The 26,828-nt window shown below is 50.4% G+C and carries 27 protein-coding genes; 12 read left to right on the forward strand and 15 right to left on the reverse strand.

Annotated features, from left to right (window positions below):
- Window positions 1-308: 308 nt before the first annotated feature.
- Window positions 309-1,025 carry a GntR family transcriptional regulator gene (locus KNP04_RS04300; RefSeq protein WP_214694104.1) on the reverse strand — a complete coding sequence of 239 codons (717 nt, stop codon included), beginning with the start codon at window positions 1,023-1,025 and terminating at the stop codon, window positions 309-311.
- A 174-nt stretch (window positions 1,026-1,199) separates the two neighbouring features.
- Here KNP04_RS04300 and KNP04_RS04305 point away from each other — a divergent pair, with 174 nt between their 5' ends.
- Genes KNP04_RS04305 through KNP04_RS04325 form a run of 5 tightly spaced genes read left to right on the forward strand, consistent with a single transcriptional unit; the run spans window position 1,200 to window position 5,142 of the window.
- The gene (locus KNP04_RS04305) at window positions 1,200-2,519 is read left to right on the forward strand and encodes a 6-phospho-beta-glucosidase (RefSeq protein ID WP_214820919.1); all 1,320 of its coding nucleotides are present in this window, start codon (window positions 1,200-1,202) and stop codon (window positions 2,517-2,519) included.
- Window positions 2,516-3,835, forward strand: coding sequence for a PTS sugar transporter subunit IIC (locus tag KNP04_RS04310; protein ID WP_214874773.1), 1,320 nt, complete (start codon window positions 2,516-2,518; stop codon window positions 3,833-3,835). Before KNP04_RS04305 ends, KNP04_RS04310 begins: the two co-directional genes overlap by 4 nt.
- Window positions 3,836-3,864: 29 nt before the next feature.
- Window positions 3,865-4,164: a PTS sugar transporter subunit IIA gene (locus KNP04_RS04315; RefSeq protein WP_214875161.1), complete on the forward strand. Its 300-nt coding sequence runs from the start codon at window positions 3,865-3,867 to the stop codon at window positions 4,162-4,164.
- Window positions 4,161-4,454: a PTS sugar transporter subunit IIB gene (locus KNP04_RS04320; protein WP_214694114.1), complete on the forward strand. Its 294-nt coding sequence runs from the start codon at window positions 4,161-4,163 to the stop codon at window positions 4,452-4,454. The genes KNP04_RS04315 and KNP04_RS04320 overlap by 4 nt, the downstream gene beginning before the upstream one ends.
- Window positions 4,447-5,142: a carbohydrate deacetylase gene (locus KNP04_RS04325; RefSeq protein ID WP_214874774.1), complete on the forward strand. Its 696-nt coding sequence runs from the start codon at window positions 4,447-4,449 to the stop codon at window positions 5,140-5,142. The genes KNP04_RS04320 and KNP04_RS04325 overlap by 8 nt, the downstream gene beginning before the upstream one ends.
- 35 nt (window positions 5,143-5,177) lie before the next feature.
- On the opposite strand, the gene KNP04_RS04330 is transcribed toward KNP04_RS04325, so the two are convergent.
- Window positions 5,178-5,738, reverse strand: a complete 561-nt coding sequence (locus tag KNP04_RS04330) for an AAA family ATPase (RefSeq protein WP_214874775.1) — start codon at window positions 5,736-5,738, stop codon at window positions 5,178-5,180.
- Window positions 5,739-5,871: 133 nt separating this feature from the next.
- Here KNP04_RS04330 and KNP04_RS04335 point away from each other — a divergent pair, with 133 nt between their 5' ends.
- Window positions 5,872-7,062, forward strand: coding sequence for a S1 family serine peptidase (locus tag KNP04_RS04335; RefSeq protein ID WP_214874776.1), 1,191 nt, complete (start codon window positions 5,872-5,874; stop codon window positions 7,060-7,062).
- Between the two features lie 11 nt (window positions 7,063-7,073).
- Here KNP04_RS04335 and KNP04_RS04340 read toward each other — a convergent pair whose 3' ends face one another.
- Together KNP04_RS04340 and KNP04_RS04345 are read right to left on the reverse strand one after the other, a co-directional pair.
- On the reverse strand, window positions 7,074-7,238 hold the full coding sequence (locus KNP04_RS04340; protein ID WP_214694121.1) for a hypothetical protein: 165 nt from the start codon (window positions 7,236-7,238) through the stop codon (window positions 7,074-7,076).
- Between the two features lie 19 nt (window positions 7,239-7,257).
- On the reverse strand, window positions 7,258-7,482 hold the full coding sequence (locus KNP04_RS04345; RefSeq protein ID WP_214874777.1) for a YobA family protein: 225 nt from the start codon (window positions 7,480-7,482) through the stop codon (window positions 7,258-7,260).
- Between the two features lie 118 nt (window positions 7,483-7,600).
- On the opposite strand from KNP04_RS04345, the gene KNP04_RS04350 reads away from it, so the two are divergent.
- Window positions 7,601-8,476, forward strand: a complete 876-nt coding sequence (locus KNP04_RS04350; protein WP_214744284.1) for a tetratricopeptide repeat protein — start codon at window positions 7,601-7,603, stop codon at window positions 8,474-8,476.
- 35 nt (window positions 8,477-8,511) lie between these two features.
- On the opposite strand, the gene KNP04_RS04355 is transcribed toward KNP04_RS04350, so the two are convergent.
- From KNP04_RS04355 to KNP04_RS04385, 7 genes are all read right to left on the reverse strand, one after another.
- On the reverse strand, window positions 8,512-9,261 hold the full coding sequence (locus KNP04_RS04355; RefSeq protein ID WP_214744286.1) for an SDR family NAD(P)-dependent oxidoreductase: 750 nt from the start codon (window positions 9,259-9,261) through the stop codon (window positions 8,512-8,514).
- 118 nt (window positions 9,262-9,379) lie between these two features.
- Window positions 9,380-11,086, reverse strand: coding sequence for a methyl-accepting chemotaxis protein (locus KNP04_RS04360; RefSeq protein ID WP_353047900.1), 1,707 nt, complete (start codon window positions 11,084-11,086; stop codon window positions 9,380-9,382).
- Window positions 11,087-11,267: 181 nt separating this feature from the next.
- Complete coding sequence (locus KNP04_RS04365) at window positions 11,268-13,112, reverse strand: methyl-accepting chemotaxis protein (protein ID WP_214874778.1); 1,845 nt, start codon at window positions 13,110-13,112, stop codon at window positions 11,268-11,270.
- A 130-nt stretch (window positions 13,113-13,242) separates the two neighbouring features.
- The gene (locus KNP04_RS04370; RefSeq protein WP_074036279.1) at window positions 13,243-13,455 is read right to left on the reverse strand and encodes a DUF2922 family protein; all 213 of its coding nucleotides are present in this window, start codon (window positions 13,453-13,455) and stop codon (window positions 13,243-13,245) included.
- Between the two features lie 26 nt (window positions 13,456-13,481).
- Entirely contained in the window at window positions 13,482-13,694 is a 213-nt protein-coding gene (locus tag KNP04_RS04375) for a hypothetical protein (RefSeq protein ID WP_074036277.1), read from the reverse strand.
- 27 nt (window positions 13,695-13,721) lie between these two features.
- Window positions 13,722-13,862 (reverse strand): YvrJ family protein, encoded by a 141-nt coding sequence (locus KNP04_RS04380; protein WP_214694127.1) that lies wholly within the window; start codon window positions 13,860-13,862, stop codon window positions 13,722-13,724.
- A 68-nt stretch (window positions 13,863-13,930) separates the two neighbouring features.
- Window positions 13,931-14,140, reverse strand: a complete 210-nt coding sequence (locus tag KNP04_RS04385; protein ID WP_214744297.1) for a hypothetical protein — start codon at window positions 14,138-14,140, stop codon at window positions 13,931-13,933.
- 317 nt (window positions 14,141-14,457) lie between these two features.
- On the opposite strand from KNP04_RS04385, the gene KNP04_RS04390 reads away from it, so the two are divergent.
- The gene (locus KNP04_RS04390; RefSeq protein WP_214816838.1) at window positions 14,458-14,901 is read left to right on the forward strand and encodes a MerR family transcriptional regulator; all 444 of its coding nucleotides are present in this window, start codon (window positions 14,458-14,460) and stop codon (window positions 14,899-14,901) included.
- A gap of 48 nt (window positions 14,902-14,949) precedes the next feature.
- On the opposite strand, the gene KNP04_RS04395 is transcribed toward KNP04_RS04390, so the two are convergent.
- The 3 genes from KNP04_RS04395 to KNP04_RS04405 are packed head-to-tail and all read right to left on the reverse strand — an operon-like array spanning window position 14,950 to window position 17,888.
- Window positions 14,950-15,294, reverse strand: a complete 345-nt coding sequence (locus KNP04_RS04395; RefSeq protein ID WP_214874779.1) for a YxeA family protein — start codon at window positions 15,292-15,294, stop codon at window positions 14,950-14,952.
- 13 nt (window positions 15,295-15,307) lie between these two features.
- Window positions 15,308-17,140, reverse strand: a complete 1,833-nt coding sequence (locus tag KNP04_RS04400; protein ID WP_214874780.1) for an ABC transporter permease — start codon at window positions 17,138-17,140, stop codon at window positions 15,308-15,310.
- A complete protein-coding gene (locus KNP04_RS04405; protein ID WP_214874781.1) occupies window positions 17,127-17,888 on the reverse strand; it encodes an ABC transporter ATP-binding protein in 762 nt (253 codons plus the stop codon). Before KNP04_RS04405 ends, KNP04_RS04400 begins: the two co-directional genes overlap by 14 nt.
- Window positions 17,889-17,994: 106 nt before the next feature.
- Between KNP04_RS04405 and KNP04_RS04410 the strand changes: the two genes are divergently transcribed.
- Together KNP04_RS04410 and KNP04_RS04415 are read left to right on the forward strand one after the other, a co-directional pair.
- Window positions 17,995-18,681 carry a response regulator transcription factor gene (locus KNP04_RS04410; RefSeq protein WP_214874782.1) on the forward strand — a complete coding sequence of 229 codons (687 nt, stop codon included), beginning with the start codon at window positions 17,995-17,997 and terminating at the stop codon, window positions 18,679-18,681.
- Between the two features lie 12 nt (window positions 18,682-18,693).
- Entirely contained in the window at window positions 18,694-20,064 is a 1,371-nt protein-coding gene (locus tag KNP04_RS04415) for a sensor histidine kinase (RefSeq protein WP_353047901.1), read from the forward strand.
- A 14-nt stretch (window positions 20,065-20,078) separates the two neighbouring features.
- Here the strand turns inward: KNP04_RS04415 and KNP04_RS04420 are convergent, their stop codons facing one another.
- Window positions 20,079-21,926: a sensor domain-containing phosphodiesterase gene (locus tag KNP04_RS04420; protein ID WP_214874784.1), complete on the reverse strand. Its 1,848-nt coding sequence runs from the start codon at window positions 21,924-21,926 to the stop codon at window positions 20,079-20,081.
- Window positions 21,927-22,205: 279 nt separating this feature from the next.
- Here KNP04_RS04420 and KNP04_RS04425 point away from each other — a divergent pair, with 279 nt between their 5' ends.
- Window positions 22,206-24,017, forward strand: coding sequence for a C40 family peptidase (locus KNP04_RS04425; RefSeq protein WP_214874785.1), 1,812 nt, complete (start codon window positions 22,206-22,208; stop codon window positions 24,015-24,017).
- A 113-nt stretch (window positions 24,018-24,130) separates the two neighbouring features.
- Window positions 24,131-26,827, forward strand: a complete 2,697-nt coding sequence (locus tag KNP04_RS04430) for an EAL domain-containing protein (protein WP_214874786.1) — start codon at window positions 24,131-24,133, stop codon at window positions 26,825-26,827.
- Window position 26,828 lies beyond the last annotated feature (1 nt).

Here is a 26,828-nt window from a genome sequence, read left to right on the forward strand (position 1 = left end):
AGACCAAAAATTAATACACCAACAAATGTAGTTACGGTCATATTTTGTCACCTCTCGAATCATGTCATCTGTTACAACATTCGAGTTACATTTTGAAATCCCTTGTCCGTCTAATTCGTTCATTTCGTACTCATTTCCTTGATAAACATAGTCATCTCAGACCAAAATGAACATGATTATCGTGTTTAAACATGTTCATTTATGCTTAAACATAGTCATTTCCAATCAAAATGACCATGATTCTTTTTGTTATAGGTTAAACCAAAAAGCGCCCGAACGTTTCCAAACGAAACAGACGAGCGCTTTTGTTAGTTATAATTCCGTTCGATGACGAAGCTCGTCTTATCCCCACGGAAGTACGAGCGTGAATATTCAATCGCTCGTCCCGACTCATCTTCTGTCACCGTCTCGATATGGAAACATGGTGACCCGAGTGGACAGTTGAGGAGCGTACTCACCTTCTCGTCAGCAAGGGCAATCTCCAATGCCTCCGTCGTCTTCGCGACATGGACGTCGTGGACTTCAGCGAGTGTTCGGAAAAGCGAATGCTCCGCCTGTTCTTTCGTGATCCCCGGTGCAATCTTCCACGGGATGAATGAGACCTCATACTGTGTCGGTTCTCCGTCCGCATGACGAATCCGCTCAATTTTTTGAATCGGCGCATTGTCCTCTGCTTCAAACACCGAAGCGATTTGACCGGATGCCGAGATGACGGAGATGTCGATCAACGCGACCTGACCACGCTTCCCTTGAACGGCGAGCTGGGCCGCATAGTTGTTCGGTGTATACGACAATGTCTGTTGTACTTTCTTTCCGGCGACGAACGTGCCGCGACCTTGTTGGCGGACTAAATATCCTTCCGTCGTCAACTGATTGAGGGCGCCACGCACCGTCGTTCGGCTCACATCGAACTCCTCGCAAAGCGCGTACTCGGTCGGAAATTTCTCCCCTTCTTTATAATGCCCACTTTTGATGCGGGACAACAATTCATCCTTGATTGCGGTTTGGAGCGTCGATTGCGACATACCTCCATCTCCTTTACGTTAGGTTGGTTCCTTTATTGTGATACAGCAATCATACAATTGCAAATACAAAAAACTAATTGTATTATTTGTATTTTTTATATTGCTGAAAGTTGTACTATTTGTTATATTTGTTACGACAAAAAGAAATCGCTTTCAAAAGGAGGAGTTGACACCATGGCAGTCAAGGTCGTCATCATCGGCGGTGGGTCTAGTTACACCCCGGAAATCATCGAAGGATTGATTGATCGGCAAGCATCGTTCCCCGTTCGGGAGATCGTGCTCGTCGATATCGAAGAAGGGAGGGAGAAACTAGAGATTGTCGGTCGTCTCGCTCAGCGGATGATCGAGAAGGCCAACGCCGAGATCACACTCAGTTGGACGCTCGACCGAAGAGCCGCACTCGTCGGCGCAGATTTTGTTTCGACACAGATTCGGGTCGGTGGACTCAAGGCACGGGCTCTCGATGAACGCATCCCGCTCAAGCATGGCTTCATCGGACAAGAGACGAACGGCGCAGGTGGATTATTCAAAGCGTTCCGCACGATCCCCGTTTTAATCGACTTGGCCAATGAAGTCGCCGAGATTTGTCCGGACGCCTGGCTTGTCAACTTCACCAATCCGGCGGGCATCGTCACCGAGGCCGTACTCAAGCACTCATCTCATAAGAAGGTCATCGGTGTCTGCAACATCCCGTTCAACATGCGGAACTCGGTCGCAGAGATTCTCAAGACGCCGGTCGAACGAGTCGCGATTGAATTTATCGGATTGAACCATTTCGTCTTCGGTCGTCATGTTTGGGTCGACGGCGTGGATCGGACAGGTGACGTCCTTTCTTCGCTCAACGCTGGGAACGATTACTCGCCAGCGAACATCGTCGGTCTCGGATGGAGCGAATCGTTCCTATCGTCACTCGGCATGTTACCAAACCCGTATCACCAGTACTATTTCCAGACGAAAGACGTGTTGAAAAAAGACCTCGAGGCGTACGAACAAAACGGCACCCGTGCCGAAGTCGTCCAACAAGTCGAGGCGCAATTGTTTGAGAAATATAAAGACGTCGATCTCGCCGTCAAACCGGAAGAGCTTGAAAAACGTGGAGGCGCCTACTATTCAGACGCCGCCTGCAATTTGATGGACTCGATTCACAACGACCGTGGCGACATCCAGACGGTCAACACGCTCAACAACGGAACGATTCGAGACTTACCAGACGACGCGGTCATCGAAGTGAACGCCGTCATCACGAAGTCTGGCCCTCGTCCGATCTCAATCGGGGCATTACCGCTCCCGATTCGTGGACTCATCACGAACTTAAAAACGTTTGAACAGCTCGCCATCCAGGCGGCTGTATCCGGTTCTTACGAGGACGCCTACCTTGCCTGCCTCATGAACCCGCTCATCCAAGACGAGAAACGGATCGACCCGCTTCTCAAAGAGCTGTTCACAGCGCACGAGGCGTACCTACCCCAATTTAAGAAGGAGGTCTATTCATGAACAAGTTTATTGAAATCGCGGGACGTATCGGGTCCCAAAGGCACTTAGTCGCCATCCGTGACGGGTTCGTTTCCGTCATGCCACTTATCATCGTCGGGTCGCTCGCCGTCCTCATCAACAACTTCCCGGCTGTCAACATCGGTAGTCTCTCGCTCGATTTCGTTGGCTCGATGAACAGTCTATTCGGCGAAGGAAATTGGCAAGGACTCGGCGGAAGCATCTGGAACGCTTCGTTCGCCATACTCGGTCTGCTGATCGCTTTCTCAATCGGCTATAACTTGGCCCGTTCGTACGGAATTGACGGACTTGCGGCGGGGATCTTGTCGCTCGCCTCATACATCATGCTCGTACCGGTCACTGCTGACTGGGGTCTTAGTTTCGCATGGCTCGGTGCCCAAGGGCTCTTCGTCGCCATCATCGTGTCGATTGCGGTCACAGAGATGTTCCGCTATCTCATCAATACGAAATTGACAATCAAGATGCCAGAAGGTGTACCGGGCGGGGTTACACGATCGTTCCAAGCGCTCATCCCATCGATGATCATCTTGACAGTCGTCGCAGGTTTCCAGCTTTTCATGACGCTCGTCGTCGAACTCAGTGTCTTTGAAGTCATCTTCAAGGCGATTCAACAACCGCTCCAAGGTTTCGGGGACTCGCTCCCAGCTGCCCTTGTCATCGCGTTCTTGAACCACATCCTTTGGTTCTTCGGACTTCACGGGACGAACATCATCGGCTCGGTCATCGAACCGGTCTATCTCCCGCTCATCGAACAAAACTTGGCTGCTTTCCAAGCCGGAACGTCAGCGTTTGATGTGCCGTATACGGTCACAAAACCGTTCTTGGATGCATTCGTCTTCATGGGTGGATCGGGTACGACATTCGCGCTCTTGCTCGCCATCTTCATCGTCGTCCGGAAACAACGGAATCACCCGTATCATCAAGTGGCAAAACTCTCGACACCAGCCAGTCTCTTTAACATCAACGAACCGGTCATCTTCGGTCTTCCAATCGTCTTGAACCCGATCATGCTCGTACCGTTCATCTTAGTACCGGTGACACTCACAATCATCTCATACGTCGCCCTCTCGACAGGCATGGTTCCGAAGACGGTCGCCATCGTTCCGTGGACGACGCCACCAATCATCAGCGGATATTTGGTCACTGGCGGTAGCGTACGTGGTGTCTTACTTCAAATCGTCAACTTGTCGATTGCGACTGCGATGTATATTCCATTCGTCATGGCAGGAGCAAGAGCGATGACAGCCGAAATCAACAAAAACAAAGCTACCACTGAGGAAGGAGAAAAGATTTCGTGAAAACCGAAACGATTCAAGAACTCTCATTTATGATTATCCTGCATGCCGGGAATGCCCGTTCGTCGGCATTCGAAGCCATCGCTGCTGCAAAACGCGGTGAAGCGGACGAGGCGACAGCCAAATTAAAAGAAGCCGATGCGGCTTTTCTAGAAGCACATAAACTTCAGACCGAACTGTTACAAGAAGAGGCACGGGGGACGACGAGTGATATGAGCGTCCTCCTCGTCCACGCTCAAGACCATCTCATGACGGCGATGACGGTGAAAGAACTCGCTGTCGAAATGATTGACATGATCACCCGTTTGAATCGATTGGAGGAAACAACATGAACATCTTACTCGTCTGCTCGGCAGGTATGTCGACATCAATCTTAGTGGAAAAAATGCGTAAAGAAGCTGCGAACCGCGGAATCGACGCGTCCATTGATGCCATCCCCGAGTCTCGTTTGAAAGAACAGACGAACGTTGACGTCATCTTGATTGGACCACAAGTTCGTTACCTTGAAGGGAAGATCAAATCGTCCGTCGACGTACCGGTCGCGGTCATCGACAATATGGCGTACGGAATGATGAAAGGTGACCTCGTCCTTGACCAGGCACTCGGTCTCGTCAATGCCTAAGACGTTCGTCTTGGTCAACGCCGATGATTTCGGATTGACGACAGGTGTGAACGCCGGCACCTTGGAGAGTCATCTGAATGGAATCGTGAATTCGGCGACGATGATCATGAACGGGTATGCCGTCGAGGAAGCCGTTCAACTCGCGAAACAGCATCCATCGCTTCGCGTCGGGGTCCATCTCGTCTTGTCTTGGGGCAAACCGCTCGCCGACACGAGTGCCCCCCTTACAAAAGAAGACGGCACGTTCCGCTACACGAGTCGTTTCTTGAACGAGACACCACCTGACCCAGAGCTCGTCTATCTCGAGTGGAAAGCCCAGATCAAGGCTTTTCTCGCGACAGGTCTTCCGCTCGACCATCTCGACAGTCATCATCATGTTCACGGCTGGCCGGTCCTGCATGACGTCATCATTCGTCTCGCCGAAGAATATGACACGACGTTTCGGGCCTTAACGACGCTCGGGTCGCGCCGAGACTTGTGGGTGACCGAACGGTTCAGTGATCAATTTTATGCGGACGGTGTCTCCCATGCGACGCTTGATGCCATCGAACCTGGAGAGTCCATCGAAGTGATGGTCCATCCGGCCGACCTAGACGATGATCTTCCGAGCATCACCTCTTACCTTGTGCCACGCCTCCTCGAAAAACAGGTGTTGGTCGACTATCAACGCCCCGATTGGTGGGCATGACAAAAGCGGGTTCCCTTTCACGGGGACCCGCTTTTTCATAGGTCAAACGCTCGTTGAATCTGTGCCGCTGTCTCTTCCGGACTTAGATTCGTGTTATCGATACGGAGATAATGCTCGACGTCCAATTCCCCAGGACGCGAGTTCAGTCGATACATCGTCGCCGTCTGTTTCAGTTCCGCCTCGGACCAGGCGATATCCCGCTTCGACGGTTTATGCGTGAGACGATTTTCGGTCGTATTGCGCGCGAGCCGCTCTTCCATCTCCGCCTCGAGCTCGACGTAGTAAATGTCCGCCCCATGTGATTCGAACAAGTCCGTCACGTTTTTCACGTAATCCCAGTCTTCCTGCATATCGAACGCCCAGACGAACGTGAAGATCATACCGGGTAGATCACTCTTGGCGACCGACTCGAACAGTTCTTGGCGAAAGTGTTGGACAAGTCGCTTCCCTTCTGCCGTCCCGTAATTGAAGAACGGTCCGACGAGATCGATCGTCATATGGTTATGGAATAACTTGAGCCCGGTTCGGTCGGCGAGTGCCTGTCCGACCGTCATCTTGCCGACGGCTTGTGGACCGAATAAGATGATAAACTTCATTGAATCTCCTCCTGCGCTTTTGACGATTTTACCACGAACGTTCGAGTGGAGAAGCCTCCTAAAATATTTGTTTACCTCTTTCCAATTGAAGGAATAAGCATAACATCGAACTTTTTAGAAAGAAGGTGCCCCCGTGACTTGTCCCCACTGCGGAAAGAAGACACGATCGAAAACGGTCTGTCCGACGTGTGGCCGCCGCTCACGTCGCACAATTTGGTTACTCGTCGCCCCGCTCGCCATTGCACTCATTGCTTTTGCCACCTTCATTGGAAACGCCTATTTCACGGATATGTTGCGTTCGACCGACTCGCTCGCCGATCAGGTCGACTTACCGATTGGTGAGGATACCGTTTCTGCTGACGAAGCAACGACCGCCGACTTCGATACGTTACAGGAAAGTCTCTTCTCCGTCAGTTATGGGACCGGCTTTTTGGTCAGTTCCCGTGATGTCGTCACCGCGGCCTCGAACGTAGCCGGCTTGACAAACATCATCATGTACCATGACGGACAGGCCGTCTCCGGAACAGTCGTCGGTCGTACGAGTTTCATTGCCGTCATTCGGATTGAAGAAACCGACAAAACACCGTTCTTGCTGACACAAGCCATCGCCGCAGAAGATGAAAACCTTATCACATTGACCATGAAGGAACGCATGAATGGTACGGTCACATTCGCAGAGAACGGCTACATCCGAAACTTTGAATTGCCACGTCATGCGTATGGCAGTCCGCTCCTTTCAGCATCCGGTCGGGTCGTCGCGATTCATTTACGAGGGATTGCCTTACCGACCGCCTTGTTCGAACGAGATCTCCGTACGTTGATCGACTCAGACGTAGCCGCACCACCACCGGTCGAACTCGCACCCGTCGAGCCGATCCGACCTGATTTGACAGAAGAACCGGTCGTCATCCCGGAAGCTCCAAGCGTTCCAGAGACACAGCCTGAGCTACCGCCAGCGACTGAACCGGAAGCACCTGCTGAAGAGAACGTCGAGGAAGAGGTGGTAGAAGAAGAGACCGAACCGGATACGCCTGAGGTGACACCTGAAGAACCAACCGAACCACCTACAGAGCCAACAGAACCAGTTGATCCACCCGAAACGGAAGAGCCAATCGAGGATGACCCTCCGGTGACAGAACCCGAAGTGCCTACTGAACCAGAGAAACCTGTCGAGCCTGAGGAGCCAGCTGAACCGGAGGAACCGACTACACTTGAACCAGATGGTGAAGACGACTCCATCGTCGAGGACGACCCGGTCACGGAAGAAGATGTGGTGGAAGAAGAAAATGTTGAAGAAAACGACACAAGCACACCATCCGAATGATGGTGTGCTTGTCATTTGTCTTGCGTGAATCGTCGTTGCAAATTACCGAGCACGGCCCCGAGTCCGAGGAGCAAGATGGATAATGCCCAAAACGGCAGCGCGTCTTGCAATAACCAGACGACGAGGGCACTGAATCCAATCACGGCTCCGAGCCACAAAAAGTTACGTTGTCCCATATGGTTCACCTCGTTCTCATCATAACACATCGATGCGATGCGCCGTCGTCTGCGGCGGCAAGGAACGCGTCATCCGCTCATCGTGCTCGACTTTTACATACTGACCGACAAGAAATGGTGTTTCTTCAGGAAATGGTTCCTCTAGGTGAAACACGATGCCGTCGAACGGTTCTGCCTCCCGTGACGGAGCGACCCGAATCTTCCTTTCCATTACTTCTGCGATATAACCTGTGAACGTCGCCATGTCCTCCCCTCCTTTTCACACCTTACTTTCCATTTCCCGTTTTTCAAAAAGATGCTACTCCCACGTTTCGAGAACAAGTATAATAAAGCCACACCTATATTCGTGAGGAGGAGATCACATGACGCACACCATCGATTTACACAGCCCAGACTTCCAACGCACGTTTCTTGAGATGATGCTCCTCGCAGAATTAACAGATGCGTATAACACAGAAGCAATTACGGCACTTGCGACACGTGGCGAGACGGCTTTCCCAGAAGATCCATTCTTTCCTGCGATGCGCGCCTATCCGTATATTCGTGAAGGGAACACCGCAAAGGCAAAGGAGTGGCTCGATCGAGCAAGCGAACTCGGTGACCACTTTATCCTTCACATGTTGAACGGGATTGTCAGCGAAGATACGGGCTTCACGTTCGAGGCGGAGCAGCATTTCCTCCGAGGTGTCGAACGCTATCCTGACGTTCCGCTCATGCACCGTGCCATCGCCATTCATTACTTCGAGCGGAAGTTCTACGGAGAGGCCGGCCTTCACGTCATGCATTACGTCCGCCTTGCCGGACTCGGACCGGATACCGTCCCAATGCTTCTCGAGTTTTTCCAAGTATACGATGACATCCCGATTGAGATGGTGGACGAACTGATGAAAACGGCGAGCGGCTATTTGACGGCCAATCCGCATGACTCGCATGCCCATTCTCTATATGCCGCCATCTGCAGTCAACGTTTCGCTTCCCTCTCCGCCGGACTTGAAGACGAGGACCCGCTCACCGAAGAGATGATTTGGATGCTCCTCGAAGTCGAGAACCACGGCATGTGGAGTGCGACTTACGATCGCAGTGAAGACCGGACGTTCCGCCACATGTTCGCGGATTATGTGAACAACGTCATTCTCCCGAACACGTCACAGTTTTACGTATTGCGCCTTCGGATGCGTTATTGGACACGCCGCCTGACACACCGCTTCACAGGTGGCTACACTGTCCCGATGTCATGAAAAAATCACGCCACAAAATGGCGTGATTTTTTAGGTTATCCGGCGTACGGTTTAATCGGTCCGCGTAAACTGAACGAATAGTCCTCTGGATCGACAATCCCGACGACTTCATCTCCTTCGAGAAGGTCATACAAGAACTCAGCCATTTCGCGTGCCGTATGATATTTCGCCACGTTCTCACTATAGTCGAATCCTTCCGTATCGCGTGCCCGGTCGGCAAAGCTCGTCTCGGTCGCAGCCGGTGCGAGCACTTTCGCCCGAAGCTTCGCGCCACTATTCATCAATTCTTGTGCGAGTCCTTCCGTATACGCACTCACGTAAAACTTCGTCGCACAATACGTGACCGAGTTCGGCACGATGCGATAACCACCGACGGAAGACACGTTCAACAGTTGGGCCCCTTCAACATCATGGTAGTCGCGGACGTATAGGCTCGACAAGACCGTGAGCGCCTCAATATTCAGACGAATCATATTCTCAATCTTGCCTAAATCGACATCTTTGATGAGGTCTGCGTCTCCGAACCCGGCATTGTTGATCCACGTCTCGATATCGAGGTCAGCGAGTGATTCATATAGACCGTATACGTTCTCACTGTATGAGAGGTCCGTCGATTTAATGATGACGTCACTATCTGACGAGATGGACTTGATTTCATCTCGCAGCGATTCGAGCTCATCTTTCCGTCTTGCGACGAGGACGAGTGACTTCCCTTTTTCAGCGAGCAGCTTCGCTGTCTCATAACCAATTCCTGAACTTGCTCCTGTAATGACGGTATATTTCATGTGATCCACTCCTTTTTTTCGTTTACCCTGTTTTCATTTCCCTACTTTCTGCCTCATGAATCGTCTCGATATGAATGAAAAAAAATCCTGACTCCGAAGAGACAGGACTTCCCTCACATTATGTCGTGAACTTTCCGATCAACGTCTGTAAGTCGCTCGTCATATTTCCGAGTGACTCCGCAACCCCGTTTAGTTCTTGAATCATCGCAAGCTGTGCGTCAGCCGTTTCTCCGACCGAACGCATCGTTTCGGCCATCGCTTCACTGTCTTGCGACATGTGAAGAGAGGATGTCGCGACTTGCTTCGTTGTCTTCGCAATCTCGTTTGATGCGATACGGATATGTGATGTGTTATCGACCGATGTTTCGAGTTGACGGACAATCTGTTCGAACGCACGTGTCGCTTGTTCGAGTAACTGTGAATTCGTCTCGACACGCTTCGCACTGACGACATGTTGGTCAAGAACAGCATTCGACTGCGCTTGAATCGACTCGATTAGCCCAGCGATTTGTGTCGCCGACTGTTTCGATTGCTCCGCGAGTTTACGCACTTCTTCTGCGACGACCGCGAATCCTTTTCCTTGTTCGCCGGCACGTGCCGCTTCGATGGCTGCATTCAGCGCCAACAAGTTCGTCTGGTCGGTGATTGACTGGATGACTTCTGTGATAAGGGCGATCTCATCTGACTGTTGTTTCAATGCCGAAATCGACTCTCCAGTAAGACGTGTCTCCCGCTCAAGCGCACGCACTTCGTCTTTCGCCTGCGTCATCGTCGTCCCGCCTTCTTCGGCGAGTTTCAAACTTTGTGACACATCATCATCAATCGAACCGATTGAACCGGCGATTCGACCGATGCCTTCGTCCGCAGCTGACACGGCCCGGGCTGAATCACTCGCCTCTTTCGCCTGAGTGACCGTTTCTTCCACGACCCGGTCGATGAGGCGAGTCGTCTCTTCCGTCTGGGACGCCATCTCTTCTGTGCTCGCATACAATTCTTCTGACTGTGCCGTGATTTCTTGTGCATTTTGTGTGACGCGGTCAATCAACTCGCGCAAGTTCCCTTTCATGCGGTTGAAGCCGGTCATCAACTGTCCGATTTCATCTTGCGTGAGTGCTTCGAGGTCTACACGTGTCAGATCACCTTCCGCGACCACGGCCACTTCTTTCGCTAAAAAGCGTAACGGTGCCGTCACCATTCGACTGATGGCATATCCTGCCCCCACCATCAATACAACACTCACGATGGCGATGACGATTGAATACAAGAAGGCACGCTCACCCGCCTGTTGGAGTTCCGCTTGCATCGCCAACATGTCTTTCTCTGTTTCAGCTTGAAGCGTCTCTCCTGTCGATGAGATCGACTTCGTGACGTCCGGCATGAGACGGAGCGTCAAGCGGTCAATCGCCTCTTGATCATTCTCATCGATCGCGGTGATCGCTTGTGTCGCGAGCGCATCGTATCCGGTCGCATATTCCAGCAATGCTTCAAACTCGTTCCGTTCAGCTTCATTGTCTGCGAGTTCAATCAATGATTCGATGGCCGTTTTCTTTTCTTCTCCACCTTGGGTGATTTGTTGTTTGCGTTCATCATCCTGAACTAAGACATAACCACGGACTCCATATGCTTGGCGTACCATTCCTAGCGCCAAATCGTCCGCTGCTTTCATTTTCATGACATCGTTTGAGATCATCTGCTCATACTGACTCGTCATGCGTTCGAGCGTCCATAGATTGTATCCCATCCCGACGAACGTCAAGATGAGGAGCAATCCGATGCTTGCCATAATTTTTTTGGACAACGTCCATTTGTTGAATACTGTTTTCACGACTTACGAGGAGTCTTCTCCTCTTCCACCTCTTTTTCTCTCTGTGTATGTACTGCCTTTTTCTATATCGGACATCACAGCCTAATTTGTACCAACAATTTGAAATTCACAAATGCATTGACCTACCTTTTGAAAAGACAGCAAAAAAAGAACCAGACGGATGCCTGGTTCTGATTACTGATTATAGTTTGAATTGAGCGACACGATTCGATAGTTCGCTCGCACGTTTTTCCGTTTCACTCATCTTCGCCTGGACATCGTTGAAGCGTTCGACCGAAAGTTGAACTTTCTCTGAAATCGACTGCGTTCCGTCCGCGCCCTCTGTCACAGTCGTCGCTACTTCTTGAATGACACCGAGAATGTTGTCTGTCATATGTCGGAGTTGAAGCGCATTGCCTTCGAACGTTTTCGCCGTCTCCCCGAATACCGTTGCATCTTGTTCATATTGCGTTGCGGCCTCTTCGAGACGATCGTAGTCGGCCATGACTTTCGTGTTCAAGAACGTCAACATGTCAGCCGAACTCGTGTTGAGGCGCTCGACCGAATCGATGACCGTGTTCGATACGTCACGAATCTCGTTCACCGTCTGACGTGAGTTTTCTGCAAGTTTGCGAATTTCAGAAGCAACGACCGCAAACCCACGACCTGCTTCACCTGCTCGTGCTGCTTCAATCGATGCGTTCAATGCAAGCAAGTTCGTCTGGTCGGCGATGGCGAGAATGGCCGTCGTCAAGACGCGGATCTCTTCAACAGACTGCGCTCCCTTGATCGCTTCCGCGAGTTCAACCTGTTTCTTCTCGATAATCGTCACGGCCTCCGTTTTCGAGACGACAGCCTGTTCACGCATCTCGTGAGCACGTGTCTCGACCCGTGTCGCCGTTTCTGCGCTATCGTTGGATAAGTCGACGATGGAATCAATCGAGCTACCCATCTCGGTCGTCGAGGCACTCATCTCTTGCGAAGAAGCTGCCGTTTCTTCCATACCAGCCGTCAATTCTTCCACCGTTCCAGATGTCTCTTCCATATAGTGACTGAGTCGCGTCACTTCGGCAGATACATCTTTTGAAGAGGACAGGACGACTTTTGCCGTCTCGTCAACATCAATCATAATTTCGCGCAATATCCCGAGGAAAGTGTTGAACGAGCGACTGACTTGGGCAATCTCATCGTTCGACGTCACCGGGATTGTCATCGTCAAATCGCCGCCTTGTGTTGCGAGCTCATCGAAGCGAGTTTGCAGTGTTTGCATCGGTCGGATAATCGAGCGTAACAAGCTGAGTCCGAGGAATAATAGAATGACCACTGCTCCGACCGTCACGGCGACGAGCGCCATGAGTGACTGCATGAATTCACGCTCCATGTTCTGCCCGACACGTTGCGATCCTTCTGAGTTGTAGTCGACGAGATTTGCTAATTTTTGTGTGAAGTTATCATACGTCGACTGCGACTGAGCATCATAATATGATCGTGCCATTCCCGTGTTGCCAGTCGTGCTGAACGTCAACATATTGTCCGAGACACGTTGGTACATCTCCCATTGACGTGAGAAGTTATAGAAGAGTTCTTTGTCCTCTTCATTCACGGCTCTATCTTCGTACTTCGGCGCTATCGTATTGATTTCATCCCGAATCTCTTTCATCTGCGTCATCAATTCTTCTTTTTGTGTCGCATCCTCTGTCACGATGTGATCGAGTTCGAGCGTACGGTAGTTCGCTGCGAGCGTGTTCAGTTCATGGGCATAGTCGAGCCCTTTGTTCCAGTTATTGACGATATCGTCCGCTTGACGGTTCGCGTCACTCATAGAAAATAATGCATATCCGCCGACGCCAATGACTAGGACGAGTGAGATGAGGACGAGTCCCCATAACTTTTGACGAATCGTCAAGTTCTTCCCGACGTTCGCTCCGAAAGATGTCGTGCGTTCACGCTTCTCTCCGCGTTTTCGTTTGAGTATCGGTTTCCACGTCCATGTCGGTTTTCGCTTGATCCGACTGAGTGTCTTAGACCAGATTGATTTCCATGCCATCTATGTATTCCCCTCTCAATCATGCAGTGTTTCCTATACTATCGACAATTTTCTGAAAATAGTGAAGGGGATTGACCAAACTTAAAAAAGGCGACTCCAATTGCAAGAGTCGCCAGCCGCTAGATTTAGATTATTTCGCACTCAATACCGTCTGCGTGCCTTCAATCATTTTGATTTCCGTCCATTCCATCACGTTTTTCGCAAGTGGATCGTTGGCGACCATAAAGTCCGCCAATGCTTCGATTTTTTGTGAGTCGACGGGTTGCTTCACGTTGTTTAGGCGGAACCGAACGACTTTATGGAATGCGTCTAAAAATGAGATTTCAAGTTTTGTGTCAGTCATGGGTTATGTCCTCCTTAGGGTATGGGTTAGACTAGATCGTATTCGCGGATGATGCCGAGGTCTGCGTCTTCTTGAATCACTAAATCGATCAAGAGACGACCGAACGCGTTGACCGTATCGGCTGTGAGGTCGGCACGAACTGGACCGAACCGTTGTGCTTTTTTCGTCGGTTTTGCCGTTTCAATGTCGTGGTGTGTCGTCAAGACGAGTGTCGCTTTCTTTTCCGTTAAGACAGCCATAGGGGGATGGCTCCTTTCAATGGGGGATTAGGTTTCTGATAAGGTCGAATCATCCATGCGCTCGAGGAGCTGGATCATCCGATCGAGCTTCGTCTCGATTCGATGAAGTAAATAGAGCGAAACGACGATCGGGAACCCGAGATTCGAGATGAGTTCTGGCCAACTCATGTGACCACCTGCTCATCATGCCGAATGTCGGTGCCGGTACGAGTGAGGTTCTGCATAAGTCCTCCGTGTTAATACACGATCGATTCTTTAGCGACGACGTAATTGACGGATTCGACATCGATGAGTGCCGTCAGTAAATCTCCGAACTGCCGCATCAACGTTTCATCCATTTGACCGCCGAGCGGTCCGTAGCGAACGAGCTGCTTCTTCTCTTTCCCATCCACGAGTCGACGAGTGTCCAAATAAAACATCGTCGCCACTTCTTCGTAAGTTGCCATCTGTCTCACCTCCTTCGCCCTTATTAACCGTCGAGGAGATGAATATGCTCAATCTATTTTCAAGTTGAAATCAAGACAAAAGTCCCATATTGTCTGAATTTTTATTCATTTTTCAGATTTTTACTGCTAAGCTTGAGTTTTGATACCAATTAGGGTATCTTAATGTTCGACAGACATCGTTCAAAATTACGCCAAAAGTCCCATGAATCATTTCCCCACTTTGAAAAAACTGTAAGTTAAAATCTTGTAAATGGGGTACGATACGTAAGAAGACATTTTGAAATGACCAGTCAGTCTTGAAGAAGGAGATCCATCATATGAACAGCTTAGACCTCGCACGTACTACTTCTATTCCTTCCGCTCAACACGACTTCGACCAGGCCGACCTGACGTTTTCAGCGACCGAATGGGATACATACCGACCGGAACAAGGAAAACCAATCTCGTATCAAGAGCAACATTTGATTGTCTATCCGCTCAAAGAATTGAGCCGTGCCTTTAGTGTGGCCGGCATCCCACGCAGCCAACAACAGTTGATCAAATGGGAGACAGATGGCGTATTGCCAGCTACCCCATTCACGTTCGGCCGGAAGCGATTCTATACGGAAAATCAGATTCGTACCATTGTCGACATCGCATTGGAATGCGGATTGCGTCCACGGACACATGTCAAAAAGACAAACTTCTCTGAATTGGCGCATCATGAATTAACGTACATATTACAACTCGAATTGAACGCTTATGAAGCGCCTGTCATCTGAGCAGGCAAAAGCCATCCGACATGATGCTCATGACGAATGGCTTTTTTGTTACTGATTTCGAATGACCGGATCCGGTACGTCCTCGCGGGAGACTTCGTCATACGACGTGACAGTGTCCCCGTCCTTAACGTATAAGCGCAAATACGCGCCTTCTCGAAGTTCTTTTCCTGCGGTAAACGTGACTTCTTTCGACTCCCCTTCTGGTGTATAAGCAGGTTGGATGTACACATACCGTGTCATCACATCCCCATTTTCAAGTGTCGTCTCTTCCACGTCACTCGCCGCCTGAACTTCCACAAACAAGGTTTCCTTTCCAAATCGATTCCAGTCTACTTGCAGCAAAACTGCGAGGAGTAAAATAGCAAGTACTCCCATTCCAATCCATTTCTTCATCTTTCTTCTCTCCTTATCGAATGGCCGTCATGAACCGACGAACCGTGATCCCGTAATAGGCCGCATAGATGGCCGTATAGACACCCATCCATGCGAGAACGGGCACCGTAAAATTCATACTTAACAAGTTTGAAAAGGCGATGAGGGCGACCGTCGCATGCAAAATCCCGAGTGCGAACGGTGCGAGGAAGACGACGATGATCTGTTGACGCACCGTCCGTCGCACGTCTCGATCGGATATCCCGATTTTTTGTAAGATGGCGTACTTCGCCCGGTCATCCTCAGCTTCCGTCATCGTTTTGAAGTAGATGACGCTGCCTGTCGCGACGAGGAAGACGAGTCCGAGGAACGTTCCGACAAAGAGAAGGGCCCCGTTCATCGCCATCGTTTCCGCATATACGTCTGGTGCGCTCGTAAACGATTCGAGCTCGAGATTCGCCAAACGTTCAGATTGAACTTGTTGATCTTTGAACGACTCCGTGAGGGCGACGTGATACGTCTCGCTCGGCTCCGTCATCGTTTGGAACACATCATCCGCAACGACGAGGAACGTTCCACCGAACGTCATGACGTTGAGTGGTGAAGTTTCGGCACGTGTCGCGACGTCAAACGTCCCTGCTGAAAGTTCGACCGATTCGAGGTCCTCCGAGTAACGCTCGTCATAAAACGGGTCGACCCACAACACCTCGTCCTTCGGGAACAATGCAGGTTCTTCTTGCCCGAGACCTTCGAGAAGACGACGATAGGTCGACTCATCGATGACGCCAAGCTCTCGTTCTCCGTATTGTGCTTCCATTCGGATTGTCTTTTGTTCCATGCTTGATTCGAACGTCGCCCCCTTCACATCGACCGCTTCCCCTTTCCAGGCGTACGTGTACGGTGTATAGGATGACACATTCTCTTCTGCATAATAGTAGACACTGAAGATGGCACCGCCGGCCGTGATCGCCGTCGCACTGATGATACTGATCAGTGTTAGCGTCTTGGCATTACCACGGATGCGATAGAGAAGTTGTGACGTCGTCAACAAGTTGAGTCGTTTCCACGACCAGCGCTCATGTTGTTTGAGCCACGCTAACGCAAAAATCAACACGCTATGGAATAAGAGCGCCGAACCGATGACGCTCAATCCGATGATGAGTAGCGGCATCGCGAGCCCGAGCGTTCTCCAAAGTGAGGACGTCATCAAGTCTTGAAGCGCGAGCCAATAGGCAACGCCAATCGTGAGGACACCCATCAAAGCGACCCATCCTCTCGCCGTCGGCACACCTTCCCCGCTCTTATCCGCATGGAACAGCTCGATCAACTTGAAGCGATAGATGACCCGATACCCTTGGAACGAAGTAAAGAGGAAAATGGCAAGAAACACGAGGAACGTCTCCACGAGTGCCGACGCCGAGAAGGCGAATCCGATGTCGAGGTCGCTCTTCATGAGACGCATCAACAGTTGAAGAAGCGCATTCGACCCGAAGAGTCCGAGAACGATTCCGACAATCAAAGACACCGCTCCGATGACGATGTTCTCAAACAAGAGCAAAAGTCCGATTTGTTTCTTTCGAACCCCGAGTAGCGAATAGAGCCCGACTTCCCGCTTACGTCCTCTCAAGAAGAAGGCGTTCGAATAGGCGATGAAGAGCGCGACGAACAACATGAGGATGAACGTCGACGTGCTCATCAATCCACTGATTTTCTTTGACGTCTCCGCGAGTGCACTGATTTCATGGCTATGTTTGAGCGTCGCGAACGTGAAGTAAATGACGATGGAGAAGATCGTCGTCCCGACGTAGAGCGCGTATCGCGACAAATTACGTGCGACGTTCTTCTTCGCGAGCTCAAATAGCGTCATCGACGGCACCGCCTTTCGCCAACTCCTCGAGGATTGTTTGGTAGAACGCATCCCGTGAGGCGTTGCCACGAATCAGTTCCTTATTTAAACGCCCGTCCTGGATATAGAGGACACGGCGACAGAAACTTGCTGCGAAGGCGTCATGCGTCACCATCATGATGGTCGTCTCGGCCTCGTTTAAGCGTGCGAGCGTATCCAACAAATCCGTCGCTGACTTCGAGTCGAGCGCACCGGTCGGTTCATCGGCGAAGATGAGTTTCGGGTCCGAGATCAAGGCACGACAGACGGCCGTTCGTTGTTTCTGTCCCCCTGAGATTTGATACGGATATTGCTCGAGGATCCCTTCAAGCCCGAACCGCTTCGCCAACCGTTCGACTTTCTCTCGTGTCTCGTGAACCGGCGTCTTCGAGACGGCGAGCGGGAGCAACATGTTTTCCCGTACCGTCAACGAGTCGAGCAGATTATAGTCTTGGAAAATAAAGCCGAGGTGGTCGCGCCGAAAGTCGGCGAGCGCCTCTTCGTTCATCGACGCGATATCTTCGCCTTCCACGAGAATCTCACCTGACGTTGGCGTATCGATTGTCGCGAGGACGTTCAGTAGCGTCGACTTTCCTGCCCCGGATGGTCCCATGATTCCGACGAACTCACCGTGTTCGATCGTGAACGAGACGTCATCGAGCGCCCGAAACGTCGTATTTCCTTTTCCATATGTCTTTTGAATCGATTTCACTTGTAATAATGTTTCCATGTTCAGCACCTCTTTCTGACTCTTACATTACGCCCCCAGTCTTAACTTCAACTCACGCGTACCTTACAAAATCCTTACATGATATGCTTGAAAAGAGGTGATGACGATGGAACAACCACGGATTCTCATCGTGGATGATGAACAAGATTTATGTACGTTGATGCAACGGGCACTTGAAAAGGAAGGATTCACGCAAATCCGGACCGCCCACACGTTGAAGGACGGGTATGACGTCTTTGAGACGTTTCATCCGCATTTGGCGATTTTGGACGTCATGCTACCGGACGGGGAAGGTTATCAACTTTGCCAACAGATGCGAGCACACTCGAACATTCCCATCCTCTTCCTATCCGCTAAATCGGAAGAGGTCGACAAACTGCTCGGACTCGCCATAGGTGGGGACGATTACATCACGAAGCCGTTTAGTCCGAAAGAAGTGGCCTTCCGTGTCAAAGCACAGCTACGACGAGTGTCGATGATGGAAGCACCGATGGAAGAGACAACCGTCGGACCATTCCTCATGAATGAAGATGAGACGGAAGTGTATATGAACGGCGAACGATTGGAATTGACGGCGAAGGAAGTCGGTCTCCTCGCCTGCTTTTTACGAAACCCGAATCGAATCCTCAGCAAGGAGACGCTCTTCACACAAGTATGGGGAGAATCGTTTTTCGGTTCGGATAACACGGTCATGGTCCATATCCGACGCTTACGTGAAAAAATCGAGCCGAACCCGTCTGCCCCGACCTACATCAAGACGGTCAAAGGTCTCGGCTATCGGTTGACGGTGTAAGGAGCGATCATGATGAAATGGAAGCTGACCGGTCGCTATTTACTGTCGATTGTATTGATTGTCGCCATCGTCGTCTTTCTGAACATCGTCATCTTATTTGTGCTACTCAACGACCGAACAGGTATCGATGATGTCGAAAGCAACTCAGGGGAGACGTTCACCCGTAACTTCAGTACGTACCTGTCGCTTGAGGACGGAGAACCCGTCGTCTCAACTGAAGGTCAAGAGGCGCTCGAGCAGTATGGGGCGTTCATCCGCTTTTTAGATGAGACGGGACGAGTCGTCAGTGAGGTCGATGCACCGAGTGGGTTGCCAGACGCCTATTCGCCCATCGATCTGATTCAAATTTATAAATATATGGATGATGAGCTTCGCCTCTACTTCATCGGAGAGTTTGACGATTATAGCTACCTCATCGGTGTCCCAGACGCTAGCGAACGCCGGGCACTCTTTATGCTAGATGAACAAGCAATCCTCGCTTATATGGCAAAGGCATTCCTCTGGATTCTCGTCGTCGACTTGCTCGTGGCCGCTCTGATTGGTCTTTTGTTTAGCTCCAGATTGACCCGTCCCGTCTATCGACTGACCGAGCGAATCCAACAACTGAAGCAACGCGATTTTTCGACATCCGAACCGAAACGTGTCGGCATTTATCGTCCTGTCTTCCACGACTTGAATGCGGTCTCTGAGACATTGACGACGTACGAACGACAACGCGAGGAACTCGATGAGCGACGGAAAGAATGGATGAGTAACGTGTCGCATGATTTGAAGACCCCACTCGCTTCGATTCAAGGATACGCCGAACTATTGGATGACGAATCGCTAGATGTAACTGAGCGTAACCAATACGTACACGTGATTGAACGTCAGGCGAAATATATGAAAGAATTACTTGATGACTTCAACTTGACGATGCGTCTTCAGCATGGCGACTTCCCGCTCACGTTGGAAGAGTCGCGCCTCGAGCCATTCGTTCGCGAACTCGTCATCGACGTGTTGAACGACCCCCGTTTCAGTGAGCGTCACATCGAATTCGAGGCGACCACGGCAGCGACCGTTTCGATTGACCGCCACTTTATGAAACGTGCCCTGCTCAACTTCCTGTATAACGCCCTTCTTCATAATGATGAATCGGTAAAAGTGACGATTCAGGTCCGTGATGATGTCGTGACGATCCAGGATGACGGAAGCGGGATTGCTGAAGCCGAATTGCCTTATATATTCGAACGCTATTACCGTGGAACGAACACGGACGATGCCCGCGGGAGCGGTCTAGGAATGGCCATCTCGCGCGACATCATCGAAGCGCATGGTGGGAAGGTCGACGTCGACAGTGCACCAGGACAAGGTACTACGGTTCGAATCATATTCATTCCATAACAAAAGGGACGCACTCAGGCGTCCCTTTGCTTTGTCGTATAGTGATCAATCCATGTCTCGAGTTCCTCGAGCGGTAACGGTTTAGAGAAGTAATACCCTTGCATCTCATCACAGCCGAGTTCGCGTAACGCATGCCACTGATCAATCGTCTCAATTCCTTCACAGACGGTCTTCAAGTTCAGTCCTCGCGCGAGGTCGACGATCGACTCGACGATGACGTTTCCGGTCGGATCGTTCTCCGTCACTTGGATGAATTGACGATCGATTTTAATCTCGTGAATTGGATAGTGCTTCAAGTAGACGAACGCCGAGAATCCGGTCCCAAAGTCATCGATTGAAATCGAAAACCCTTCTTCTCGAAACGCAACAAATCGATCGATGACATGCTGTTGGTTTTCCATGCCGACACTCTCGGTGATTTCGAGCGTCAAATAGCTCGTACAGACCCCCTCTTCACGGGCAATTTGAGCGAATTTCTCGACGACGCCTTCAGACAAGAAGTGACGGGCTGATAAGTTGAGGGCAAGTGAATACCATTCTCCTCGGTCATGCCATCGTTTGAGCTGACGACAGGCCGTCACGAACACCCACTCTTCTAAGTCAATGATGACCCCCGTCGATTCGGCGAGCGGAATGAAGTCGAGCGGAGGAACGAGACCACGCTCTGGATGATTCCAGCGCATCAAACCTTCGAATCCTCTAAGCGCTCCGGTCGTCGCATCGATTTTCGGTTGATAATACAGCATGAACTCATTTCCTGCGAGTCCACTTCGTAAATTCATCTCCAAAATCAGTCGATTCGCCGCTTTCGTCCCCATCTCTTCTTCATAGAAGACAATCGCCGCTCGTTGAAACGCTCGTTCACTCGCGGCGATACGTGCCCGATGAACCATCTCGAGTGTCGTGATATCCTTTTGCTCGATAGCGATAAACGCGCTCATCGTCAAGATGACTTCTAGCTCATCAACAAGGAACGGGTCGCGTACGAGAACTTCACACAACTCATCCGCGACGGCATTCAGTTTAATCCGATCCCCATAGGGTAACCAAATCGCAAACCCAGACTGCGACATGCGACTCAGATTCGATTCATCGACATAACGACGTAGACGATTGGCCACTTCTCGGACAATTTCATCTGATTTCTCGATTCCAATGGCATCTTCGATTGACCGAAAATCGTCGACTTTCAAATAGACTAAAGCGCCTAGTTGTTGCGGTTGACGCTGACGTTCTTCGTCCATCTTCTCGATGAAGCCCGTATCTTTTAAAAGACCCGTCAATTCATCTATATAGGCTAATCGACGGATGTGTGTATCGACTGCCTGTCGATCGAGCCGGAAGTAAAGAATCGAAATAAAGTCCGTCAGTGTACTAACAATCAACTCTTCAAGATAGGTCCATTCCCGTGGAAGGAATGACTCACAACAGATGACACCTTTGACACGATTATTCGCATAGATCGGCGCATCGAGCATCGAGTAGATACGCTGTCCCTCTACGAAATACTCCTTGTATAGCTCCCTCACCCAAGGATGATTGCGGACATCCTCAAATGCGAGCACCCGGTCTTTTTGAAGTGCATCAAAATAGTCCGGTGCGAGTTCACGGTGAACTGTCAGTTTTGGATAATGTGTCCCTGATTCTTGAGAATAGGCAACTTGGCATGATATTGACCGATAAGATGGATCAAAGTGCCAAATCGACACCGTATCGACCGCTAGCATGTCAGCGACAATCTCACACATATATCGAGTTGCCTCTTGTACCGTGCCTTCCGTCACGATTGGCATGCGTACGAGCTCGAACAGTTTCTCTTGATGTTTACGATATGTTTGGTTTGAAAAGTTCTTCTCGACCATCAGTCTTCTACCTCACCCCATTTGATTTGACATTATAATAGCATGAAACCTTTCATCTCACGTTTTCCAAAATTCAACAGAGAGTCAATGCTTCCTACTTTTTTGAATGAAAAAAATAGGCAGTTATTCCCACTTATAAATTATTGACCTCCTTTATAAGAAAGAGACCCGAATTGACCATTTGTCCCATTGCTTGCTCATTTCATCTCACCGTACAATGAAATTGTATTGTTTCACTTGTTGAATGTTTCGCTCTCATTTTTGAAAGGAAGTGACGCTATGAATCCAAAGTCAGGTCTCACCTATTCATTCGCGGCTCTCGCAGCGGTCAGTGTATTGGCTCATGCAGATGAAGCAGCCGCCGCAAGCACACACACGGTGCGATCCGGTGATACGTTGTGGTCCATTAGCCGATCCTACGACCTTTCCGTTTCGGCTTTAAAATCGTTGAACGGATTGATGTCTGATTCCATCCGAATTGGTCAAACGCTTCAAGTATCCGGTACTGGATCGACAGGCGGTTCGTCACTCTCAACGTCGAGCACGACGCGCATGGCGACGACGGATGCGTTAAATTTACGCTCGGGCGCCGGGACGTCCCATCGGATCTTGTTGACGATCCCAAAAGGAAAAGTTGTCACACCGATTCAAACGAACGGCTCGTGGACAAAAGTAAGCTACGGTGGTCAAACGGGGTGGGTGCACAACGGATATTTGAAAAAGACTTCAACGTCGACTCCCACAACACCTGCACCGACGACACCGCCTAGCGTGAAACCGAGTGCGACCACTGCGAAGACGACAGTCAATTTGAACCTCCGTGCTTCCAAGTCGACGAAAGCTAGTATCTTATTGACGATTCCGAAAGGGAAAGCCGTCACGGTGCTAAAACGAGAAGGTTCTTGGTCACAAGTCAAATATGGCTCACGCACAGGTTATGTCGCTCATACATATTTAACGACATCAGGATCCGCGACACCGTCCACACCTGTCACGACTACCCCAAGCCCAAGTACTCCTACGGAAAGTACGGTGAACCAGCAGTTTGTCACGACGGCGAACTTGAACGTACGCCAAGGAGCCGGCATCGGCTATGCACTCGTGACGAATATCCCGAACGGTACGGTCGTTCAAGCGACGAAGAAGTCAGGTGACTGGTATTACGTCACGTATAACGGGAAATCCGGGTATGTGAGCGCCGGATATTTGAAGCAGACGACGACAACTCCAAGCAATCCAACCCCGAACGAAGGCGATGCGGGTGCCGGGAATGCGGAAGTCGATTATGTCGTGAACACACCGTCCCTGAACGTTCGGTCGAGCGCGTCGACGAACGCGACGATCATCGGGAGCGTCAAGGCCGGACAGACATTACGTGTCGTTCAAGCGTCAAACGGCTGGCTTCAAATCTACTACGGCAATACGGTCGGTTTTGTCGCTTCAGCTTACGTCAAAACAGTCTCAAAGGGCTCGACCGGGACCGAAGGACCGACATGGGTGGAAGGTTCATATGATGCGAATTCATACTACACGTATTACCCAACAGCGATTCGGGCACAGGCGAACGAATCGAGCAGTACGGTCGGTTCGACGCTGCGCGGTGAATTGTTAAACGTCATCGGGGAAACGACGACCCACTACAAGCTCGCGTCAGGGTTCGTCGCAAAATCAGCTGTCACCGAAATCAAAGGTCAAAACGCGCAGGCGACACGACTTGCTACGATTCAGGTGGCCAAGCAATACGTCGGCACCCCATATGTATGGGCCTCATCTAGTCCCGCAAATGGTGGTTTTGATTGTTCAGGTCTCATCTATTATGCATTCAATCAGTCAGGCGTCAGCATCCCACGCACAAACGTGGCCAACTACTGGGCTGGTGCTTACTTCGGTCCACAGTTACCGACGTCGTTCGTCCCTCAGGCGGGTGACCTCGTCTTCTTTGAGAATACGTATACCGCAGGACCTTCACACATGGGCATCATGATCAACGCCGATACATTCATTCATGCCGGCTCGTTCGGCTTAGGATACAACCAAATCAGCAAAGAACCGTATTGGCAATCACGCTTGATTGGTTACAAACGACCGTGACTTTTGTCACACTATAAAACCCGACGAAAGTCGGGTTTTTCTTTTGTTTTGCAGGATTTTTATCCGATGAAACGAAATCGGAAGTATGATGAAGGAAAAAAAGGAGGTGCCGGATGGGCCAACCCCGCTTTGCTAAAATTCCATACCGTACCTACACGATGGTACTAGCAATTGCTTGCCTCATCGGTGTCTTGATGTTCGGACTCGGAACGAGTTATTACTGGCATGAAAAAAAAGAAGCGATTGACGAGACCATCACGAACTTGAATCAGGCAGCAAACCTGGCTGGCGTCGAAGCATATGTCACCTTGTTCGAGGCGGCGACTCGATACGAGGATCAATCGAATCAGACAACATCATTTCTTTCTATTCCTTATAAAGAGCGCGCGCTTCAATACAATGAAAGACTGCAAAAAGACTTTGAGGCCGGTGTGAATGAACGAGAACGGGAGACGCTTCAAACATTTTCGAATGAATTGGAAGGCATTCTCGACGCAGAACAGTTCGAAGCGGTCCCATCTGATGTCATCAGTTCAATCAATCGACGTTGGCTGTATCAGGCGCTCGAACAGACCAATCAACCGAACGCCACGTATGAGCTGACGGACGCGATGATGCGAATGCAGTCGATGCTCTTGCGCAGTAGCGATACGCTGTTCCAAGAACCGATTGACGTGGAACAATTGACGAACACCGTTGACTTGATTGTCAACGAAGCGACGATCATTCAAAAAATCATCGACCAAAACGAAGCGTTACAAACGAAAGCTGTCATCGATGTTGCGGAAAGTGGTCAATCGTTTGCGAATATGGCGAGCAGTGAAGCGTCACTTGAAGCCCGTTACGTCAATTCGACGAACGTCTACGAAGATGCATACGCCGCCCTTCGCTCGATTCGTTCCACATCCGAAACGATGTTGCGAGAGGAAAGTAAACACTATCAGGTGCTTGCCACGACATCCTTTGTCGCAACGCTCCTCTTATCGCTTGGACTGATTTTCCTGCTCTACCATACGCGTAAACGGTATAATCACGATTTGGCGCATCTGAAAGCACGTGCCCTCGCCATCGATCCCAGTATAGATCCGGTCGAAGCGACATTCCCGAAAACACATGACTTCCGTGGTATTGAGGACGAATTACGTGAGATTGCGGTGAGCGTTCATTCGACCGTTCATGAGCTTGAAAATCGCTCACAAGAACTCGTCCGCTATCACGAACGTTGGTCATCGCTCTTCTCCGAGACGGGTCTCGCCATCGCCTTGATGGACGATTCGTATAACCTGATGGAACGAAACGAGATGTTCCGTCAATTTTTCGGGGACCGAAACTTATACGAAATCAATCAGCTGTTTACCGAGACGGGACGGCGCCTGTTCGAGCAAGCGCTTGAGGGTGTGGCCGACCAAGGTACGAGTGCGCAGTTCATCATTCATTTAAAAGGTGCACACACACGCTATTTGAACATCAAGCTCACCCCGCTCAAACGAGAAGAAAAACTGACGTACTATTTAATTGTCGAAGATGAGACCGACCGGGTCGAACGGGAGCGAAAAGTCGACCGACTCGTCCGCTTCGATTTGGCGACGAATCTCTATAACGAGTATGGGTTTATCAAGAAGTGGGAGCATCAAGAGATTGATGGGACGTTCTTGTTGATTCGATTGCACGACTACCATCATCTCGTTGACTGGTATGACCCGGCGTACGCGGACCTACTCATGACGGAGTTCGCCCGCGCTGTCGAAACCCGTCTATCGAAATATGCGCACCATCTCTTCGGACGATATCGGGATGATATGTTCATGCTGTATGTCAAAGGCTTTAGTGCCGAGGATGAACATGAATTGCTGGAATTGTTCCCGAGCGAAGTGACCGTCAATCACAAGCGACAAAACGTGCATATTCAACTCGGTGCGACCGAGACGAAACCTTCGTATACCGATTGCTTGTTCGAGGCAATGAAAGCTTTGCAACATGCGAAAGAAACACGTACGCCACTCGTTTGGTATGACTCAGATATCTTAGCTCAGATGCAGCTCGCTGCCTTAATCGAACAGGCACTTCCGGATGCGATTCGAAAAGGTGACTTGACGGTCGCCTATCAGCCGCAAGTCGAGCTGAAAACCGGACGCATCGTCGGTGCGGAAGTACTCGCCCGTTGGACACATCCTGAGATTGGAATCATTCCACCGAATGAATTCATTCGTATCGCCGAACGGTCCGATCAAATCCTGTGGCTGTCACACAACATCCTTGACCAGACGATTGAACAACTCGTCGCTTGGCAAGAAACAATGTTTGAAGATATCTCCTTATCGTTCAACCTGTCGGCCCACTCGGTCGACCCATCGATTGTGACGAAGCTTCGCGATTCGATTGAGAAATATCCATGGTTACCGGACCGTCTGAAAATCGAATTGACCGAGTCATCGGATATCATGTCGTATGCAAGCGAGCTCGAACGGTTAGAAGATATCGCCGACCTCGGGTATTGTCTCTCGATTGATGACTTTGGGACTGGATACGCTTCATTCGAAGCGATTTGGCACTTACCGATTCAGGAAGTGAAGATCGACCGGATGTATGTTAGCGGGAAAGCGAAAGAAAGCACGTCGTTCTTACGTGCCGTTTCACGCTTTGCGAACGAGCAACAGTTAACCGCTCTCGCGGAAGGCATCGAGACCGAGAGCGACCTGTCCCGTATGATTCGGGAAGGGGTCGAGCTCGGGCAAGGTTACTACTTCTCACCCGCACTCGATGCGGCTTCATTTGAATCATGGGTTAAGACGAAGGGACACTCGAATTGAG

Source organism: Exiguobacterium sp. CH10, assembly GCF_018617635.1.
In the GTDB taxonomy this organism is placed as follows: domain Bacteria; phylum Bacillota; class Bacilli; order Exiguobacteriales; family Exiguobacteriaceae; genus Exiguobacterium; species Exiguobacterium aestuarii_A.

What these genes read in the sequence shown, in the direction of transcription:
- KNP04_RS04320 (WP_214694114.1), top strand. Translation starts at nt 4,161, where the DNA reads ATGAACATCTTACTCGTCTGCTCGGCAGGTATGTCGACATCAATCTTA.
- KNP04_RS04385 (WP_214744297.1), bottom strand. Translation starts at nt 14,140, where the DNA reads ATGGCAACTTACGAAGAAGTGGCGACGATGTTTTATTTGGACACTCGT.
- KNP04_RS04355 (WP_214744286.1), bottom strand. Translation starts at nt 9,261, where the DNA reads ATGAAATATACCGTCATTACAGGAGCAAGTTCAGGAATTGGTTATGAG.
- KNP04_RS04425 (WP_214874785.1), top strand. Translation starts at nt 22,206, where the DNA reads ATGAATCCAAAGTCAGGTCTCACCTATTCATTCGCGGCTCTCGCAGCG.
- KNP04_RS04420 (WP_214874784.1), bottom strand. Translation starts at nt 21,926, where the DNA reads ATGGTCGAGAAGAACTTTTCAAACCAAACATATCGTAAACATCAAGAG.
- KNP04_RS04340 (WP_214694121.1), bottom strand. Translation starts at nt 7,238, where the DNA reads ATGGGACAACGTAACTTTTTGTGGCTCGGAGCCGTGATTGGATTCAGT.
- KNP04_RS04315 (WP_214875161.1), top strand. Translation starts at nt 3,865, where the DNA reads ATGATTATCCTGCATGCCGGGAATGCCCGTTCGTCGGCATTCGAAGCC.
- KNP04_RS04400 (WP_214874780.1), bottom strand. Translation starts at nt 17,140, where the DNA reads ATGACGCTATTTGAGCTCGCGAAGAAGAACGTCGCACGTAATTTGTCG.
- KNP04_RS04390 (WP_214816838.1), top strand. Translation starts at nt 14,458, where the DNA reads ATGAACAGCTTAGACCTCGCACGTACTACTTCTATTCCTTCCGCTCAA.
- KNP04_RS04350 (WP_214744284.1), top strand. Translation starts at nt 7,601, where the DNA reads ATGACGCACACCATCGATTTACACAGCCCAGACTTCCAACGCACGTTT.
- KNP04_RS04415 (WP_353047901.1), top strand. Translation starts at nt 18,694, where the DNA reads ATGAAATGGAAGCTGACCGGTCGCTATTTACTGTCGATTGTATTGATT.
- KNP04_RS04395 (WP_214874779.1), bottom strand. Translation starts at nt 15,294, where the DNA reads ATGAAGAAATGGATTGGAATGGGAGTACTTGCTATTTTACTCCTCGCA.
- KNP04_RS04310 (WP_214874773.1), top strand. Translation starts at nt 2,516, where the DNA reads ATGAACAAGTTTATTGAAATCGCGGGACGTATCGGGTCCCAAAGGCAC.
- KNP04_RS04330 (WP_214874775.1), bottom strand. Translation starts at nt 5,738, where the DNA reads ATGAAGTTTATCATCTTATTCGGTCCACAAGCCGTCGGCAAGATGACG.
- KNP04_RS04380 (WP_214694127.1), bottom strand. Translation starts at nt 13,862, where the DNA reads ATGAGTTGGCCAGAACTCATCTCGAATCTCGGGTTCCCGATCGTCGTT.
- KNP04_RS04345 (WP_214874777.1), bottom strand. Translation starts at nt 7,482, where the DNA reads ATGGCGACGTTCACAGGTTATATCGCAGAAGTAATGGAAAGGAAGATT.
- KNP04_RS04300 (WP_214694104.1), bottom strand. Translation starts at nt 1,025, where the DNA reads ATGTCGCAATCGACGCTCCAAACCGCAATCAAGGATGAATTGTTGTCC.
- KNP04_RS04410 (WP_214874782.1), top strand. Translation starts at nt 17,995, where the DNA reads ATGGAACAACCACGGATTCTCATCGTGGATGATGAACAAGATTTATGT.
- KNP04_RS04405 (WP_214874781.1), bottom strand. Translation starts at nt 17,888, where the DNA reads ATGGAAACATTATTACAAGTGAAATCGATTCAAAAGACATATGGAAAA.
- KNP04_RS04370 (WP_074036279.1), bottom strand. Translation starts at nt 13,455, where the DNA reads ATGACTGACACAAAACTTGAAATCTCATTTTTAGACGCATTCCATAAA.
- KNP04_RS04430 (WP_214874786.1), top strand. Translation starts at nt 24,131, where the DNA reads ATGGGCCAACCCCGCTTTGCTAAAATTCCATACCGTACCTACACGATG.
- KNP04_RS04325 (WP_214874774.1), top strand. Translation starts at nt 4,447, where the DNA reads ATGCCTAAGACGTTCGTCTTGGTCAACGCCGATGATTTCGGATTGACG.
- KNP04_RS04365 (WP_214874778.1), bottom strand. Translation starts at nt 13,112, where the DNA reads ATGGCATGGAAATCAATCTGGTCTAAGACACTCAGTCGGATCAAGCGA.
- KNP04_RS04305 (WP_214820919.1), top strand. Translation starts at nt 1,200, where the DNA reads ATGGCAGTCAAGGTCGTCATCATCGGCGGTGGGTCTAGTTACACCCCG.
- KNP04_RS04375 (WP_074036277.1), bottom strand. Translation starts at nt 13,694, where the DNA reads ATGGCTGTCTTAACGGAAAAGAAAGCGACACTCGTCTTGACGACACAC.